Origin of the sequence: Luteimicrobium album (genome assembly GCF_030161555.1) — a bacterium.
Classification (GTDB): Bacteria; Actinomycetota; Actinomycetes; order Actinomycetales; family Cellulomonadaceae; genus Luteimicrobium; species Luteimicrobium album.
In genome coordinates, this window is the sequence record NZ_BSUK01000001.1 from 566,771 (window position 1) to 582,969 (window position 16,199).

Below are 16,199 nucleotides of genomic sequence, written 5' to 3' on the forward strand. Positions count from 1 at the left end.
CGCCCGCCGCCCGCCGCCCGCCGACCGCCGCCCGCCGACCATGCGATCAGGCACCGGTCTCGCCGCCGAACACGGGCTTGTGCACCGATGCGTCGCGGCGGATTCTCGTGGTGGTCGCAACACCGTGATGGTTTAGACGCTGGTCAGTAGATCACGGAGGCGCTCGGCTGGGGTGTCCCAGTCGAGGGTCTTTCGTGGTCTGCCGTTGAGCTCTTGGGCGACGTGCTCGAGATCCTCAGGGCTGTAGATCGACAGGTCGGTGCCCTTGGGGAAGTACTGGTGCAGGAGCCCGTTGGTGTTCTCGTTCGATCCGCGTTGCCAGGGCGAGTGCGGGTCGCAGAAGTAGACCGGGACGTTCGTGGCGATCGTGAACTGCTTGTGGGCGGCCATCTCGGTTCCCTGGTCCCAGGTCAGCGAGGCCCGCAGATGGGCGGGCAGGGCCGCGATCAGCGGGACCAGGACGTCCCGGACCTCTTCAGCGCTGTGCCCGCCCGGCAGGTGCCCGAGCAGGACATACCGGGTGCTGCGCTCGACCAGGGTCACGATCGCGGACTTCGAGGCGGTGCCCACGATCAGGTCACCTTCCCAGTGCCCGGGCACGGCCCGGTCTTCGACCTCCGCGGGCCGTTCGGAGATCATGATCATCTCGTCCACGAACCGGGGCGTGCGCTGGTCCGCTTTCTTGTGGGGTTTGCGGCGGGTGCGTCCGGTGCGCAACGCGTTAGCGACCTCGCGGCGCAGGCCGCCGCGGGCCTGGACGTAGATCGCCTGGTAGATCGTCTCCGTACTCACCCGCATGTCCTCCTGGTCGGGGAACTCCTTGGCAAGAGCATGGCTGATCTGCTCCGGGGACCACCGCTCGGCGAGCTTGCCGGCCACGTACTCGCGTAACGGCCCGTCGGTCGCGAGCTTGGACGCCTTGAACCTGGGCCGGGACGCGGCCCAGGCACGCTGGGCCGCATAGGGCAGGTAGACCCCGTCGGTGCTACGGGCATCGAGCTCGCGTTTGACCGTCGAGGCCGGCCGGCCCAGCTCACGCCCGATCGCCCGCAACGACGCACCGGCGCGGTGCAGGTCCGCGATCAGCTCCCGCTCTGCCAACGTCAAGAACCTGCGGTCCAGGACCGCTTCCACCTCGGCGAGCGACGGATCAACAGGGACATCGACGCGGGCATCGACGAGAGCGGTCACGCCACCAGACTCGTCCCCGCCACGGGCCCGGTCCGGGTAGACCCGACCGGCCCCGACCCAACGCACGCCCCGGTCCCACTCCTGGGCCGTGCGCACATGGATCCCGACCCGCCCCGCCGCCTCGGCTCGCGCGACCCCACCCGCCCGCAAACGCTCGTACTCGGCCCGCCCCGGATGAGGCGCCCGCCGCACCCCGAGCTTGGCACCCGAGGGCCCCCGCCCCCGGATACCCAGCTTCTTCGTCCACGTGAACGCCGTCGCCGGGTGCACCCCGACCTCCCGCGCGGCACCCGTGATATTCCCGTCCAACCGATCAAGCGCAGCGAAGAACGCCTTCCTGACCTCCACCGACACCAACGTCCTCTTCGACCCCAACGCAACTCCCAACAGCCAGAGTGTTGCGGGGACCGCTAGAACCCGCCTCGCTCAACGGGTGCACAACCCCGTGCTCGGCACGCAAGGGACCTGACCCCCGGCGCCACCGTGACCATCGACGAGCGGAACGTCACCGTCGGCGAAGGTGAGAGACGGCCGAGCGGGTGGGTGCGGGGAGGTGGTGAAGGGCGTCAAGGAGTGCGCACGGCCCCCAGGGCCGAAGCACGACAGCCCGAACCACCTCGCCGCACCCACCCGCGAACCCGACCACGACACCGCACCCACCCGCGAACCCGACCACGACCCACGAGGCCCACCCCGCACGCGAACGTCACCGGTGGCCGGTAGGTTCGGGCGGGTGGCAGCCAACCCGTGGTTCTCGTGGGACTACGTCACCGCGAACTGGGACGCGATCCGTGAGGCGCTGATCATCCATGCGTCGTTGACCGTCGAGGCGGTCGCCATCGCGATCGTCGTGTCCGTGCCTCTCGCGGCGCTGGCGACGCGCGTGCGCTGGCTGGCGGGGCCGGTGGTGGGGTTCGCGTCGACGCTGTACACGATCCCGTCGCTCGCGCTCTTCGCGATCCTGGCGCCGTTCATGGGGATCGGGCGCGCGCCGGTCCTGCTGGGCCTGGTGCTGTACGCACTGGTGATCCTGGTGCGCACGGCGGTCGCGGCGCTGCAGGGCGTGGACCCGGCCGTTCTGGACGCGGCGCGGGGACTGGGCTACGGCCGGGCCCGGCGGTTCTGGACGGTCGAGCTGCCGAGCGCACTGCCGGGCATCGTGACGGGGGTGCGGCTCGCCACCGTGTCGACGGTCGCGCTGGTCACGGTGGGGGTCGTCGTCGGGTACGGGGGTCTGGGGAATCTGTTGTTCCGCGGCTTCCAGAGCTTCTACCGGGCGGAGATCACGACGGCGACGGTCCTGTGCCTCCTGCTCGCCCTGGTCCTGGACGTGCTGCTGTGGCTGGTCGGGCGTGCGCTCACGCCGTGGCTGCGTGGGAGGGCCGCATGAACGTCGTGCAGGAGGCGATCACCTGGCTCAACGACCCGCTCAACTGGTCGGGGCCGGGCGGCATCTGGGCCTTGACGCGTGAGCACCTGCTGATGACGCTCGCCGCGGTGCTGCTCGCGTCGGTCGTCGCGATCCCGCTCGGCATCTGGCTCGGGCACAGCCACCGGCTGCAGCGTGGCGCGGCGGCCGTCATCGTCGTGGCCAACACGACGCGTGCCCTCCCGACTCTCGCGATCATCATCATCCTGGCGACCGCGGGCCTGTTCGGGGACACCGCGACGGTGATCGCGGCGGCGGTCTTCGCGCTCCCGGTGCTCCTGTCGACGACGTTCACGGGCGTGCGGGGCGTGGATCCCGCCGTGACCGACGCGGCCCGCGGGATGGGCATGGGCGGCGGGCGCGTCGTGGGGCGGGTCGAGCTGCCGCTCGCCGTGCCCTACCTGGCCGCGGGCCTGCGGACGACGATCGTCCAGGTCGTCGCGACGATCCCGCTCGCGGCGCTCGCCGGGGGCGGCGGCCTGGGCCAGATCATCTCGCTCGGGTTCGGGACGCAACGCTACGGCCAGGTGCTCGCGGGCGGCGTGATCGTGGCCGTGCTGTGCCTGCTCGTCGACGGCGTCCTCGCGCTCGTCCAGCGGGCGGTGACGCCGGCCTCGGTGCGGGCCGAGTCGCGCGCGGCGGCGCGCGCCGTGTGAGCCGTCCGGGCCCGACGACGGCGCTCGCCGGCCTCGTTCGCGGCGCCCGGCGGGCGTATCCCGGTTGCCTGTGTCGGTGGCGGGCGGTCGAATGGGGCAATGCGTACCCGAACACTCGCCGCAGGACTCTCGGCCGTCGCGCTCGCGTCGGTCCTCGCCGCGTGCGGCCAGGCCGGTTCGTCGGGCTCCCACCCGACGTCCTCCGCCAACGCCTCGAACGCCTCCGTCCCGACCTGTGAACCTGTCGCGGGCGACACGCTCGTCGTCCTCGAGGACGACAAGTTGCTCCAGAACGCCGACAACGTCATCCCGGCCCTCAACGCGAAGGCCGTCGCGGACGACGACGCCATCATCCCGTTGCTCGACACGGTCTCGGCCGCGCTCGATACCCCGGGGCTCATCGCCCTGAACAAGGCCGTCGACGTGGACCGTCAGACGTCGACGCAGGCCGCCCAGGACTTCGTCGACCAGCACCAGCTCGCCGCGAAGGACAGCTCCGCGGGCAAGGGCACCAAGGTCACGATCGGTGCCTCGAACTTCTCGGAGTCCGCGACGCTCGCGAACATCTACGCGGACGTCCTGAAGTCGGCCGGCTACTCCCCGACCGTCCGTGACGTCGGCTCACGCGAGACGTACCTCAAGGCCCTCGAGAACGGCCAGCTCACCATCGTCCCCGAGTACACGAGCACCCTCACGACGTTCATCAACGCGGCCAAGAACGGCGCGGACTCGACGAGCCCGGCGAGCGGCGACCTCGACAAGACGGTCGCGGCGCTCACCGACCTCGGCAAGCAGGTGGGCCTGGTCTTCGGCAAGCCCGCCGCCGCACAGGACCAGAACGCCTACGCGGTCACGACGGCGTTCGCCGACAAGAACGGCGTCAAGACGCTGTCGGACCTGGCGGCCAAGTGCGGCGGCCTGATCCTCGGCGGCCCGCCGGAGTGCACCACCCGCGACTACTGCCAGCCGGGCCTCGAGAAGGTCTACGGGCTGCAGTTCGCGAGCTTCAAGCAGCTCGACACGGGCGGCCCGTTGACCAAGGCGGCGCTGCAGAAGGGGCAGATCACGATCGGTCTGGTGTTCAGCTCGGACGGTCAGCTCGCGTCGACGAGCTGACCCGCCCACGGCCCGGAACGGCCGCGGCCCGCCACCTCTCGGGTGGCGGGCCGCGGCCGTCTGCGCGAGGGACGTCGGAGAGTCGGGCTGCCGCGGAGGGCGCCGTCAGAGCCCGTCGCGGTCCGGGTTGAGCGTCAGCAGCATGTGGCCTCGCACGGCGCCCTCGGGTCGCAGCGAGGGGTCGGTGCTGCGCCCGGCGAACCGCTCCAGCAGCGCGAGCGCGTCGTGGGCGAGCTGCTCCATCTCGTCGGCGGTCGCCCAGATGCCGGCGGTGGACACCGTGACGGCGCGCACCCATGCGGGAGGCAGCGGCCTCGGGTCGGTGAGGAACTCGGTGAGGCGTGCGGCCTCGTGCTGGACGTACCCGGCGGAGATGACGCCCGACTGGCGCACCGCCGTCGCGTCGTTCGCGTCAGGCTCGATGCTGCGCTTGCGGTGCGCCGAACGCCACGGCTTCTCGCGCCCGCGGGGCTCGGCGCGCTCGACGTACCCGGCCTTCTCGAGCGAGCGCAGGTGGAAGGAGCAGTTGGCGACGGTCTGGTCGGTCCGCTCGGCGATCTCGCTCGCCGTCGCCTCGCCGATCTCGTCGAGGATCGCGAGGATCTCGATGCGGAGGGTGCGCCAGGGCCCGCAGCATCGCGGGGTCGCTCGTGGTGAGCGACTCCTGCGACGAGATGCTGGTGCGCTTGGTCTGGGTCATCCGTGCCTCCTCAGCGGCCCCACCACAGCGAGGCGGTGTCGCGGTACCGTTCCGCGTCCTGCTCGGCCCGCTGGCGGGCGAGCGCCGCGTCGTGGCGGCGGGTCTCCTCCGCGCGGTTCGCGGCGCGGTACGTGGTGGTGGTGCGGGGTGCGTGCTGTCGTCCGAACATGATGGCCTCCCTGAGCGTCCGCCGGGTCCCTCGCGACCCGACACACGCAACACTAGTTGCGCAACATCCATTGCGCAACCCCTATTGCGCAACCCCTATTGCGCAATGGATGTTGCGACCAGTGTCCGGCCGCCTCAGAGCCCGTACGTCTCCAGGAGCCGCAGCCACACCTCGCTCACCGTCGGGTACGCCGGCACGGCGTGCCACAGCCGCTCGAGCGGCACCTCCCCGACGACGGCGACGGTCGCCGCGTGCAGCATCTCCCCCACCTCCGGCCCGACGAACGTCACGCCGACCAGCACCCGTCGGGACTCGTCGACGACCGCGCTCACCCGGCCCGCGAACGACTTCCCCGTGACGTGCGCGCCCGCGACCCAGCCGAGGTCGTACTCGACGACGCGGACCTCGAGCCCCGCCTCGCGCGCCTTGCGCTCGCTCAGCCCGACCCACGCGACCTGCGGCCGGGTGAAGACGACCTGGGTCTGCGCCGCGTGGTCGGCGCTCGCCGCGAACCGGCTCCACGGCTCGGCCGCCCGCGCGGCGGCACGGTTCTCGTCCGTCGCGGGCACCGGCACCCCGTCCCCGGACTTCCCGCCGTCCTCGGGCGAGGCTCCGAACGTCGCCGCGATGACGTCGCCGGCGACGCGTGCCTGGTACTTGCCCTGGTGCGTCGTCGCGACGCGCCCCGTCACGTCGCCGGCGGCGAAGAGCCAGCCGCCGTCGACGCCCCGGACCCGCATCGCGTCGTCGACCTCGAGGCCGCGCGCGATCTCGCTCAGACCGACGGTGTCCAGCCCGACGTCCTGGGTGCGCGGGACCCGCCCGGTCGCGACGAGCAGCTCCGCGGCCGTGACGTCGTGCTCACCCGACCCGTCGCCGTACGTCACCGTGACCGGCCCCCGACGCCGTCGCGCGCCACCCGCACGGGCGACGCGCCGAGCCTCACGTCGACGCCGAGCTCCCGGAGCGAGTCGGCGACCGCCTCGCCCGCGAACGGCTCCGCCGCGCCGAGCAGCCCGTGCCTCACCAGCAGGGTCACGTGCGCCCCGAGGTCCGCGTACGCCGTCGCCATCTCGCACGCGACGACGCCGCCACCCACGACCACCACCGACGACGGCACCTCCTCGGCAGCCGTGGCCTCACGACTGCCCCACGGCGCGGCCTCGGCCAGCCCGGGCACCTCCGGCAGGACGGGCACGCTGCCGGTCGCGACCGCGACCGCGTACCGGGCCTCGACGACCGTGCGCTTCCCGTCCGGGTCGGTCACCTCGACCCGGCGCGACCCGACGACCCGCCCGTGCCCGCGGAGCAGCGCGATCCCGGCGCCGTCCAGCCACTCGACCTGGCCGGCGTCGTCCCAGCCCGAGGTGACCTCGTCGCGCCACGCGAGCACCGGCGCGGGATCGATCGCGGGAGCGACGGTCAGCCCGGGGACGTCCTTCGCGGCCGCGAGCGCCGCCCCGGGACGCAGCAGGGTCTTGGACGGCATGCACGCCCAGTACGAGCACTCCTCCGACCAGCTCCGCCTCGACGATCGCGGTCGAGAGACCGGTGCGGCCGGCGCGGTCGGCGATGTTCTCGCCGACCGGACCGGCGCCGATGACGACGACGTCGTAGCGGAGGGTGCCGGCGTCGCCGGCCTGACGGGTGCTCTCGCCCTGGGGGCTGCTGTTCTCGGCCATGGCCCCATCGTCACCCGGGCCCCGTCCCAGCGCGCCCGGGGTAGTCCCTGGTCGACCCCCGGGCCCGTGCGTGGGGTGTCCGGGGGTCAGCTCAGCGCGACGCTCCCGCTGCCGGTCGGGACGAGCTCGACCCACGTCTCGCCGGGCGCCAGGAGGACGTCCTCGCCGTCGGCGGTCACGCGCAGCACGGCGCCGGTGGACTTCTTGGTCCACGTCCCGGTCACGGCCTTGCCGCCGGACAGCACGGTGGCGGAGCCGGTGCCCTCGAGCACGGTGTCGGGGACGGGGTTGCCGGCCGGGTCCTTGTACTTCGTGTTGACGACCTTGACGCGCAGCACGACGACGTTCACCCCCGACAGGCGCACGCCGTCGGCCGACTTCGACGGCACGCCGCGCTCGTCGCGCAGGTACACCTTCTTGCTCGCGTCGTAGGTCCAGCCCGGCACGTAGCCGCCGGACATGTGGATGGTGGCCTTGGTCGCGGCCTTCCCGGAGGTCACCGCCGTCGACTGCTCGAGCGACCGGGCGAACCGAAACTGCTCGGGCGGGGCGCCGCCGTCTTGGACGTGTCGGCCTGCGCGAAGAGGTCCTTGGTGTCGGCGAACACGTTGTGCGGGGCGACGCGGTTCGGGTCGCGGTGGAAGCCCGGGCTGCCGCCGTCCATCGTGATGACCTGCGAGACCTTCTTGGCCGCGTTGACGAACGGCGGCTGCCCGCCGGAGAACGCGAACAGCCCGTGCAGGGTGCGACCACCGCCGCGTCCATGGGGCGGACGGACCGGATCGGCTCGATGCGTGACGGCGTCTTCGACTGGAAGACGGCGAGGAAGCGCGTGATGCCGCCCTCGACGACCTCCTCCCACACCGTGTCGGCCTGCTCGAGCCCGTACTGGGGGCGGGCGTCGGTCGAGTTCTCGATCTTCACGGCGAGCGCCGGGCGGTCCGCGACCTTGTCGGTCTTGACGCCGGTGAGCGGCCACACGGTCGGCGTCGCGGGGCTCGGCGGGGCGGTCTTGTCCGCCGTGGGGACGCCGCCGGTGACGGTCTCGGTCGGCGCGGGGGACTTGCTCCCCGAGCACCCGGCCACGAGCCCCACCGCCGTGACGGTCACCGCGACCAGCGCGGTCCGTGCGCCGCGGCGCAACCGGGCGGGCGTCGTCGTCGCAGCGTGCATGTCCACTCCTCGCTCGACCGTTCTCGCGCACACCCTACGTGCGCGCGGACCGCATCCGCCGGACGCCTACGCTGGACGGGTGCCGCGCGTCGTCGTCCCTCGTTCCGCCGCCGACCTGTACGCGTCGTTGACGCGCGCCCTGGGCGCGGACGACGACGTCACCGTCACCCTCGAGCCGCTCGCTCACGACGAGGGCGCGCTTCCGGAGGACGCGGTGCTCGTCGTGCGGACGTCGGGCTCGACGGGTTCGCCGCGCGAGGTCGTGCTGACCCGGGCCGCCCTCCGGGCGTCCATCGACGCCACGGCGGCACGCCTCGGCGGGCACGGGCGCTGGCTCCTGGCGATCCCGTGGCACCACGTCGCCGGCGCGCAGGTCGTGGCCCGCTCGGTCGTCGCGGGGACGCACCCCGCCGACCTGCCGGACGCCCCGTTCACCCCGGCTCTCCTCGCCGAGCACGCGACGGCGTTCTTCGACGACCCCGCCACGCAGCGCGCGTACCTCTCGCTCGTCCCGACCCAGCTGCACCGCGTCGTCGAGGCCGCGCGGGCCGCGGATCCCGCCGGCGTCGCCGCGGCTGGGGCGCTCGCGCGGTTCGACGCGGTGCTCGTCGGCGGGGCGGCGTCGTCCCCGACCTGCTCGACGCCGCCCGGTCGCTCGGCGTCCCGGTCGTCACCACCTACGGGATGTCGGAGACGTGCGGCGGCTGCGTGTACGACGGCGTCCCCCTCGACGGCGTCCGGGTGCGCCTGGGCGAGGAGGAGCGCGTCGAGCTGGGCGGCCCGGTCGTCGCGGCGGGCTACCTGGGCGAGCCCAGGTCGCCGGCGTTCCGCACCGACGCCGACGGCACGCGCTGGTTCGTGACCTCCGACCTCGGGTCGCTCACCGCGCTGCCCGACGACGGCGCCTCGCCCGCCGGGCCCGGCGTCCGCCTGCGGGTCCTCGGGCGGGCGGACGACGTCGTCGTCACGGGTGGCGAGAAGGTCGCGCCGCTGGCCGTCGAGCACGCGCTCGCCCCGCTCGGCGAGACGTGCGTCGTCGGGGTGCCCGACCCCGAATGGGGCCAGGCCGTGGTCGCGGTCGTCGTCCGCCCCGAGGTCGACGGGGCCGTACCCGGGGAGCTCGGCCCCGCCGACGACGACCTCCGCGACCGCGCGCGCACGCTCGCCCGCGACGCGCTCGGCCCGCACGCCGCACCGCACCACGTCCTCGTCGCGGGCGCGCTCCCCTGCGCGGCCCGGGCAAGGTGGACCGCCGCGGCGTCGCGGCCCTCGCGGACGCAGTCGTGCGCGGCGAGCAGCACTGACGCACGGATAGCCTGGTTCCATGGCCACACCCTCCGAGTGGGTCGCGGGCGCGCGTCCCCGCACCCTGCCGGCTGCCGCGACCCCCGTCATCGTCGGCTCGGGCGCCGCTGCGCAGACCGACGGGTTCTGGTTCTGGGGGCGCTCCTCGCCCTCGGCATCGCGCTCGCGCTCCAGTTCGGCGTGAACTACGCGAACGACTACTCGGACGGCGTCCGCGGCACCGACGTCGACCGCGTGGGTCCGACGCGGCTCACCGCGACCGGCCTCGCGCGGCCCGAGCGGGTCCGTGCGGCGGCGTTCGCGTCGTTCGCCGTCGCCGCGGTGCTGGGCCTCGTGCTCGTGTGGCTGTCGGGCACGTGGTGGCTGATCGCCGTCGGGGTCCTCTGTGTGCTGGCCGCCTGGTACTACACGGGCGGCAAGAACCCGTACGGGTATCGCGGCCTCGGCGACGTCGGGGTCTTCGTCTTCTTCGGGCTCGTCGCCGTCCTCGGGACGACGTACACGCAGCTCGCGTACAGCGACAGCCCACGGATCACGTGGCCGTCGGGGCTCGGGGCGGTGGCCGTCGGGCTGCTGGCCTGCGCGATCCTCATGGCCAACAACATCCGCGACATCCCGACGGACCTGCCCGCCGGCAAGCGCACGCTCGCGGTGCGCCTCGGCGACTTCCGCGCCCGCCGCGTCTACGTGGCCGAGCTGTGGATCGCCCTCGCGCTCGGCGTCGTCTGCGCGTTCTGGGCGCCCTGGTCGCTGCTCGTCCTGCTCCTCCTGCTGCCCGCGATCCTCCTGTCGATCCCGGTGCTCGTCGGGGCGCGCGGGCGCGCCCTGGTCCCGGTGCTCGCGGCGACCGGCTTCTTCGAGCTCGGCTACGGCGTGCTGCTGGGGTTCGGCCTGTCGATCTGAGCGGTCGTCCGCACGACCTCCCCCGGACGTCCCGCACGACGGCGCCGGTCACCGCGCCCGACAGGCCGCGCCGTCCGAGCGTGAACGGGACCGCGACGACGGCGACCACGGCGAGCGCGACCTCGACCACCCGGGCGACGTCCACGACGTCGGGCAGGTCCCACGCCGCCGGCACCGAGGCGAGGACGCCGCACAGGCCCCACAGCCCGCCCGGGACGGCGGCACGAAGAAGCCGCCGCGGACGCCCCGGCCACCACGGGGCCAGCCAGACGGCCCGTTGGCCCCACGACGCCCCGCTCCCGACGAGCGCCGGCCATACGAAGACGACCACGAACGGCACGACGCTGCCGACCAGCCAGTCCGTGAGGTCCTGCCCGGTCGGGACCGGGCGCCCCGCGGCCACGAGCACGAGCCGGTAGCCGACGTCGAGCACGAACCCGAGCCCGACGAACGCCACCGCGTCGAGCGCCATGCCGAACCACCGCCGCCAGACCGTCACCGGTCTCGGGTCGCCGCGATGCGTCGCCAGGTCGTGGGCCTGCGGCATCCACCGCAGCACCACGGGCGCTGCGAGCGCGCCGAGCAGGCCGCCCAGCGTGTTGGTCAGGAGGTCGTCGACGTCCCCGACCCGGTACGAGCACGGGATCAGGCCGAAGATCCCCGTGTACTGCGTCGTCTCGATCAGGAGCGAGGCGCCGAACGCGCTGAGGACCGTGGGCAGCAGCCGCCAGCCGAGGAACCGCCGCACGATCACGCCCCACGGCACGAACAGCACCACGTTGAGGACGACCTGCAGCACCGCGGGGCTGCGCAGCGCCGTCGTGAGCGGCTCGCCGGCCGTCGCGTCCCGGATATCGTCCACGAACTGGAGGGGACGGAGCTGCGCGCCGTCGTACCCGTGGGCGGCGCACCAAGCGTCCAGGTCGCCCGTGGGCAGCGGGAGCAGCGTGTACGCGACGAGCGCGACCCCGTAGACCGCGACGGCGGCTGCACCGATGAGACGCCGCGCGTCCAGCGCCCCGTACCGACGGACCTGGAACAGCAGGATCGGGACGAGCAACACCCCGAAGAGCAGGACGCCGCCCACCACGCCCACGTACGCGGGCCAGGTCCAGGTGCTCACCCGGTGACGTTACGGCCGATCGTCGGGGGTGCGCGCGCCGTCGGAGGTACGGGGGCGGGCGCGGCATCCTGCCCGGAGGCCGCGGCGGCGTCGATGGCACGGTCCTCGACGTCCGCGTCGTCCTCGATCCCCGACGCGCGGGGGCCCTTGGCTGCCCGACGCCGCGCGGCACGGTCGGCGAGCCAGCGCGCCGCCGCGTCGCGGGGGCCGCGGAACGCGAGGTAGGCCACCATGAGGCCGATCAGGATGGCCGCGGCGAAGGCGATCGGCCAGCTCAGCCCGGCGAGCCACAGCACGACCCACACGACCGCGATGAGCGCGAGCCGGACGAGGGTGTAGACGACCAGGGGCATGTGCTCAGCCTACGGGCCTAGGCTGGGACCCATGTTCCGCGGTCTCCTGGTCCTCGCCGCCATCGGCCTGCTCGTGTACGCGCTGACGGACTGCGTCACGTCGCAGGACAAGCGGCCCGCCGGCGCTCCGAAGGCGCTGTGGATCCTGGCGATCATCGTGCTGCCCGTGCTGGGTCCGGTCCTGTGGCTCGTGCTCTCCCGGGGCCCGGGTGCGGAGGCGGGGACGCCCCCGGCGCGCGGTTCGCGCCCGTCGGGCCCGGTCGCGCCCGACGACGACCCGGACTTCCTGCGCCGCATCGACGAGGAGCGCCGCCGCCGTGAGCAGCGGGACCGTCGCTCGGCCCCGCACGACGACAACCCGGACCCCTCGGCCTGACCGGCGCCGCGCCGTCGTCGGCGGCGGGTATGGCCCAGCCCGCCCGCGACGCCGACCGCGCGATCACGCACGCAGGCGACCGCCCCCGGCGCCGACCATGCGGTCACACCCCCGTCCGAGCCGAGAACGGTGCACCACGTCATGCTCGGCGCACGGCGTGGTGCACAACAGCATGCTCGGGCCGGAAGGCGAAACACGGGAGATCGGGGAGCACGTCACCGTCGGCGAGGGTGACGGGGAGCACGATAGCGCGGGCGCGGGACGGGGACGAAGGACGTCAAGGAGCCCGCACGGCCCCCAGGGCCGAAGGACGACAGTCCGAGACACCGTGCCGCGCCCGCGCGGACGCAACCACGACGAACCGACGTGCGACGAAGAAGATCAGCTCGTCAGACCCGAGTACGAGTGCTTCCCGTCGAAGATGAGGTTCACGCCGGTGAAGTTGAACAGCACGCACGCGTACCCGACGACCACGAAGTACGCGGCCCGGCGCCCAGACCATCCGCGCGTCGTGCGGGCGTGGAGGTACCCGGCGTAGACGACCCAGACGATGAACGTCCAGACCTCCTTGGGGTCCCATCCCCAGTACCGGCCCCAGGCGTGCTCGGCCCAGATGGAGCCGGCGATGAGGGTGAAGGTCCACAGGACGAACCCGACGGCGTTGAGCCGGAAGCTGAGGGTCTCGAGCTGCCCGGGGGTAGGGAGCGCGTCGAGCCACCGGAACGCGCGGTGGTTCAGCAGCGCGGAGCCGTTGTCCCGGGAGTCGCGGAGGAGCTGGAGCACCGAGGTGAGAAACGCGACGGTGAGGATGCCGGCCGCGGTGATGGCGACGCCGACGTGGATGACGAGCCAGTAGGACTGGAGGGCGGGCTGGACGCCGTCGGCCTGGACGAAGAAGACCTCTTGGGCGAGCGCGAGGAACACGACGGCGAGGAACGTCACGAACGCGCCGAGCCACCGGATGTCGCGGAACCTGCTGACGAGGAGGAACACCGTGAGGGCGACGAACGCGCCGACGAGCGTGAACTCGTACATGTTGGCCCAGGGCGTGCGCCCTGCGGCGATGCCGCGCGTGACGATCGCGGCGAGGAGGAGGAGCCAGCCGAGGGTCGTGGTCGACATCCCGATGCCGGCGGCCTTGCGGCTCGCGGGCCGCTCGGCGGTGCCTGCGTCCGGGCCGTCGGCGTCCGCGGCCCGAGGGGCGCGTCCGCGAGCGAGGCGGCGACGTCGTCGGACGCGGCTCCCACGCCGACGAGCTCCTTGCGGCGCGTGCCGAGGCGGGCGACGGACACGAGCTCCTGGCGGGACTCGCCGAGCCGCGTCAGGTCGACGAGGAACGCGATCATCGCGATCGTGAGGACCGTCAGCGCCGCCCAGACGAGGTGGGTGCTGAGCTCTGCGTAGCTCATCGGGGAGCCTTTCTCGGAAGGGTCGGCGTGGCGGTGGTCGACGGGTCGGCGGGTGACCGTCCGGCAGCGCTCTGGACCGCGGCGTCGACCTCGCGCTGGAGGCCGGAGTCGTCGCCTCGGGCGAGACCGGCAGCGTCTATCACTGTACGCGGGCGGGTCTCGCCCGACTCGTCGTCTCGGACGTCCTCGGTCCAGACCCGGAGCCAGACGCGGCGGCGGGGCGTGAACAGCGAGAGCGCGAGGCCGAGGAGCGCGCCGAGCGCGAACACGAGGATCCAGGTGAGCGCGGGGTCGTAGCGCAGGTCGAGGGCGACGTAGCGGGGCAGGGAGTCGAACGTGACGGTGCCGAGCCCGTCGGGCAGCTTGACGGTGTCGCCGGGCTGAATGGTGAGGGTGACGGGCTTGCCGTCCTTGGTCGACTCCGTCATGTCGCTGGTGTCGAGCCGGTAGACGTTCTGGGGGTGCCGTCGTCGAGCCCGAGGTTCCCGTGCCAGACGTTGAGCACGAGCATCGGGTTCAGCGGCTGCGGGTAGATGGACGCCTGGGTGGGGTCGTCGCTCGCGGCGGTCGGGAGGAGGAAGCCGACGAGGCCGATCTGGTCGAGCCCGTCCGAGACGTCCGGGACCTTGACGACGCCCTGGGACGTGTAGTTGGTGTCCTGCGGGATGAACACGACGGGCCCGGAGTACGCGACCTGGCCCTTGGCGTCCTTGACGGTGATGTTCGGCGCGTAGCCGTTGCCCTGCAGGTAGACCTTGGCGCCGCCGACGTCGAGCGGGTGGTTGACCCGGATCTTCTCGGCCTTCTCCGGGGCGCCGGGCTGGCGGACCGTCACGAACGCGGTGAAGCTCCGGGGCTCCGCGGTGGCGGTCGTCGTGAACTCGGACGTGAACTTGTCGAGGGTCATGCTGAACGGGTCGAGCGAGCTCGCCCGCCAGAACGCGCCCGACTCGAAGGTGTCGTAGTCGACGACGGAGTTCGCGAAGCCGCGCCCTCGGACACGATGACCTGGGCCCGGTAGTGGAGCACCTGGCCGGTCCCGACGGCGACCAGCAGCCCGAGCAGGCACAGGTGGAACAGGATGTTCCCGGTCTCGCGCAGGTAGCCGCGCTCGGCGGCGACGGTCCGCCGGCCCTGGGCGTCGGTGCCGGTCTCGACGCGGAAGGTCGGCAGCCAGCGGATCGGGCCGCGCAGGTGGCGCACGGCCGCGGCGACGACGGCGTCCGGCTCGGTGTCGGTGGTGGCGTGGCCCTTCGCGGGGAAGCGGGTGAACCGGACGGGGGTCTTGGGCGGTCGCTGGCGCAGGGCCTTGGTGTGGGCGAGCGCGCGCGGCACGATGCAGCCGACGAGCGACACGAACAGCAGGATGTAGATCGCCGAGAACCAGACGGACGAGAACACGTCGAAGAACCCGAGCTTGTCGAGGATCTTGCCCGCGGTCGGGTTGTCCTGGAGGTACTGGGTCACGCCCGACGGGTCGATCGACTGCTGCGGCAGGATCGAGCCCGGGACGGCGGCGACCGCCAGCAGCATGAGCAGCATGAGCGCGACGCGCATGCTGGTGAGCTGGCGCCACATCCAGCGCAGCGTGCCGCGCCAGCCGAGCTTGGGCATGACGGGCGCGGCGCCGTCGGCACCGGACTTGCGGCCGCGACCCGTGCCGGCGTCGTCGCCTGCGGGGGCGTCGTCGTCGTCCGCGACGAACGCGTCGTCGATGCCCTCGGGGCGGTACCCGCGGCGCGTCTCGTCGCGCTCGGTGGTCTTGTCGGTCTCGGTCACACCTGCACCCCGTACCTCGACGCCCAGCCGCCCAGCGCGGCCGTCCACGTGCCCCACACCCCGGTCACCATGGCGAGCCCGATGAGCACGAGCATGCCGCCCCCGATGCGCAGGAACGCCAGCCGGTGCCGGCGCAGGAAGTCCAGCATCCGCTTGCTCGACTGCAGCCCGAGCGCGACGAGCACGAACGGCACCCCGAGCCCGACGCAGTAGGCCACGGCGAGCGCCGCCCCTCGGACGAGGGTCGCCTGGTCGAGCGCGAGCGCGTACACGGCGGTGAGGGTCGGCCCGAGGCAGGGCGTCCAGCCCAGCCCGAACACGATCCCGAGGAGCGGTGCGCCCCACAGGCCGGCGCGCGGCGTGACGTGGATGCGTCGTTCACGCTGCAGGAACGGCAGCGCCCCGAGGAACGCGAGGCCCATGAGGATCACGACGACGCCGAGCACTCGGATGAGCACGTCCTCCGCCTGGCGCACCTGCGTGCCGAGAGCGCCGACGAACCCGCCGAGCACGACGAACACGAGCGTGAACCCGGCGACGAACAGCCCGACCCCTGCGACGACGCGTGCGCGGCCTCGGGCGACGCTCGCCGGGCCCTCGGTCCGGGCGCCCGCGGCCGTGCCGCCCGGGAGCGCGTTCACGCCCGCGTTGGTCGCGGCCCAGCCGCTGACGTAGCCGACGTAGCCGGGGACGAGCGGGAGCACGCACGGGCTCGCGAACGACACGAACCCCGCGACGACGGCGACCGGCACCGCGAGCAGCATCGACCCGCTGAACGCCGTGGTCGCGAACCCCGACGACGCCTGGAGCACCCCGTCCGCGAGCATCATGGCGC

Annotated in this window: 11 protein-coding genes and 8 pseudogenes; 7 read left to right on the top strand and 12 right to left on the bottom strand. The window is 73.2% G+C overall.

Going from position 1 to position 16,199, the window contains the following annotated elements; translation table 11 throughout:
* Positions 1-132: 132 nt before the first annotated feature.
* A pseudogene (locus QQK45_RS02875) lies at positions 133-1,270 on the bottom strand (IS30 family transposase).
* 654 nt (positions 1,271-1,924) lie between these two features.
* On the opposite strand from QQK45_RS02875, the gene QQK45_RS02880 reads away from it, so the two are divergent.
* The 3 genes from QQK45_RS02880 (at position 1,925) to QQK45_RS02890 (ending at position 4,392) form a co-directional block, all read left to right on the top strand.
* Positions 1,925-2,581 carry an ABC transporter permease gene (locus QQK45_RS02880; RefSeq protein WP_284291991.1) on the top strand — a complete coding sequence of 219 codons (657 nt, stop codon included), beginning with the start codon at positions 1,925-1,927 and terminating at the stop codon, positions 2,579-2,581.
* Entirely contained in the window at positions 2,578-3,276 is a 699-nt protein-coding gene (locus QQK45_RS02885) for an ABC transporter permease (protein ID WP_284291992.1), read from the top strand. The genes QQK45_RS02880 and QQK45_RS02885 overlap by 4 nt, the downstream gene beginning before the upstream one ends.
* A gap of 99 nt (positions 3,277-3,375) precedes the next feature.
* A complete protein-coding gene (locus QQK45_RS02890; RefSeq protein WP_284291993.1) occupies positions 3,376-4,392 on the top strand; it encodes a glycine betaine ABC transporter substrate-binding protein in 1,017 nt (338 codons plus the stop codon).
* A gap of 105 nt (positions 4,393-4,497) precedes the next feature.
* Here the strand turns inward: QQK45_RS02890 and QQK45_RS02895 are convergent, their stop codons facing one another.
* The 6 genes and pseudogenes from QQK45_RS02895 to QQK45_RS23565 all read right to left on the bottom strand — a co-directional run bounded on the left by QQK45_RS02895 (position 4,498) and on the right by QQK45_RS23565 (position 8,116).
* Positions 4,498-4,785, bottom strand: coding sequence for a hypothetical protein (locus QQK45_RS02895; RefSeq protein WP_284291994.1), 288 nt, complete (start codon positions 4,783-4,785; stop codon positions 4,498-4,500).
* Between the two features lie 84 nt (positions 4,786-4,869).
* Positions 4,870-5,001: pseudogene (locus QQK45_RS22835) on the bottom strand (winged helix-turn-helix domain-containing protein); the annotation flags it as partial.
* 101 nt (positions 5,002-5,102) lie between these two features.
* On the bottom strand, positions 5,103-5,261 hold the full coding sequence (locus tag QQK45_RS02900) for a hypothetical protein (protein WP_284291995.1): 159 nt from the start codon (positions 5,259-5,261) through the stop codon (positions 5,103-5,105).
* 134 nt (positions 5,262-5,395) lie between these two features.
* Positions 5,396-6,943 (bottom strand): annotated as a pseudogene (locus tag QQK45_RS02905) (dihydrolipoyl dehydrogenase family protein).
* An 86-nt stretch (positions 6,944-7,029) separates the two neighbouring features.
* Positions 7,030-7,443, bottom strand: a complete 414-nt coding sequence (locus QQK45_RS02910; RefSeq protein WP_284294922.1) for a DUF3048 C-terminal domain-containing protein — start codon at positions 7,441-7,443, stop codon at positions 7,030-7,032.
* A pseudogene (locus tag QQK45_RS23565) lies at positions 7,440-8,116 on the bottom strand (DUF3048 N-terminal domain-containing protein). The gene QQK45_RS02910 and the pseudogene QQK45_RS23565 overlap by 4 nt, the downstream one beginning before the upstream one ends.
* Here QQK45_RS23565 and QQK45_RS02925 point away from each other — a divergent pair.
* From QQK45_RS02925 to QQK45_RS02930, 3 genes and pseudogenes are all read left to right on the top strand, one after another.
* Complete coding sequence (locus QQK45_RS02925; RefSeq protein WP_348525133.1) at positions 8,115-8,978, top strand: AMP-binding protein; 864 nt, start codon at positions 8,115-8,117, stop codon at positions 8,976-8,978. The pseudogene QQK45_RS23565 and the gene QQK45_RS02925 sit on opposite strands and share 2 nt — an antisense overlap.
* Positions 8,979-9,184: 206 nt before the next feature.
* Positions 9,185-9,283: pseudogene (locus QQK45_RS21805) on the top strand (hypothetical protein); the annotation flags it as partial.
* Positions 9,284-9,440: 157 nt separating this feature from the next.
* Positions 9,441-10,324 (top strand): annotated as a pseudogene (locus tag QQK45_RS02930) (1,4-dihydroxy-2-naphthoate polyprenyltransferase).
* Between the two features lie 571 nt (positions 10,325-10,895).
* Here the strand turns inward: QQK45_RS02930 and QQK45_RS02935 are convergent.
* Positions 10,896-11,447 (bottom strand): annotated as a pseudogene (locus QQK45_RS02935) (VanZ family protein); the annotation flags it as partial.
* On the bottom strand, positions 11,444-11,800 hold the full coding sequence (locus QQK45_RS02940) for a DUF4229 domain-containing protein (protein ID WP_284291996.1): 357 nt from the start codon (positions 11,798-11,800) through the stop codon (positions 11,444-11,446). The pseudogene QQK45_RS02935 and the gene QQK45_RS02940, both read right to left, overlap by 4 nt.
* A 31-nt stretch (positions 11,801-11,831) precedes the next feature.
* Here QQK45_RS02940 and QQK45_RS02945 point away from each other — a divergent pair, with 31 nt between their 5' ends.
* Positions 11,832-12,176, top strand: coding sequence for a PLD nuclease N-terminal domain-containing protein (locus QQK45_RS02945; protein WP_284291997.1), 345 nt, complete (start codon positions 11,832-11,834; stop codon positions 12,174-12,176).
* Between the two features lie 381 nt (positions 12,177-12,557).
* On the opposite strand, the gene ccsB is transcribed toward QQK45_RS02945, so the two are convergent.
* The 3 genes and pseudogenes from ccsB to QQK45_RS02970 form a co-directional block, all read right to left on the bottom strand.
* Complete coding sequence (ccsB, locus tag QQK45_RS02950; RefSeq protein WP_284291998.1) at positions 12,558-13,298, bottom strand: c-type cytochrome biogenesis protein CcsB; 741 nt, start codon at positions 13,296-13,298, stop codon at positions 12,558-12,560.
* Between the two features lie 283 nt (positions 13,299-13,581).
* Positions 13,582-15,199: pseudogene (gene resB / locus QQK45_RS22840) on the bottom strand (cytochrome c biogenesis protein ResB).
* 161 nt (positions 15,200-15,360) lie between these two features.
* Positions 15,361-16,194, bottom strand: a complete 834-nt coding sequence (locus QQK45_RS02970; RefSeq protein ID WP_284294924.1) for a cytochrome c biogenesis CcdA family protein — start codon at positions 16,192-16,194, stop codon at positions 15,361-15,363.
* Positions 16,195-16,199: the final 5 nt, after the last annotated feature.

Bases quoted from the DNA above. Each gene is read 5' to 3' on its own strand.
- QQK45_RS02970 (WP_284294924.1), bottom strand. From the start codon at position 16,194: ATGATGCTCGCGGACGGGGTGCTCCAGGCGTCGTCGGGGTTCGCGACC.
- QQK45_RS02940 (WP_284291996.1), bottom strand. From the start codon at position 11,800: ATGCCCCTGGTCGTCTACACCCTCGTCCGGCTCGCGCTCATCGCGGTC.
- QQK45_RS02900 (WP_284291995.1), bottom strand. From the start codon at position 5,261: ATGTTCGGACGACAGCACGCACCCCGCACCACCACCACGTACCGCGCC.
- QQK45_RS02890 (WP_284291993.1), top strand. From the start codon at position 3,376: ATGCGTACCCGAACACTCGCCGCAGGACTCTCGGCCGTCGCGCTCGCG.
- QQK45_RS02925 (WP_348525133.1), top strand. From the start codon at position 8,115: ATGTCCACTCCTCGCTCGACCGTTCTCGCGCACACCCTACGTGCGCGC.
- QQK45_RS02945 (WP_284291997.1), top strand. From the start codon at position 11,832: ATGTTCCGCGGTCTCCTGGTCCTCGCCGCCATCGGCCTGCTCGTGTAC.
- QQK45_RS02885 (WP_284291992.1), top strand. From the start codon at position 2,578: ATGAACGTCGTGCAGGAGGCGATCACCTGGCTCAACGACCCGCTCAAC.
- ccsB (WP_284291998.1), bottom strand. From the start codon at position 13,298: ATGTCGACCACGACCCTCGGCTGGCTCCTCCTCCTCGCCGCGATCGTC.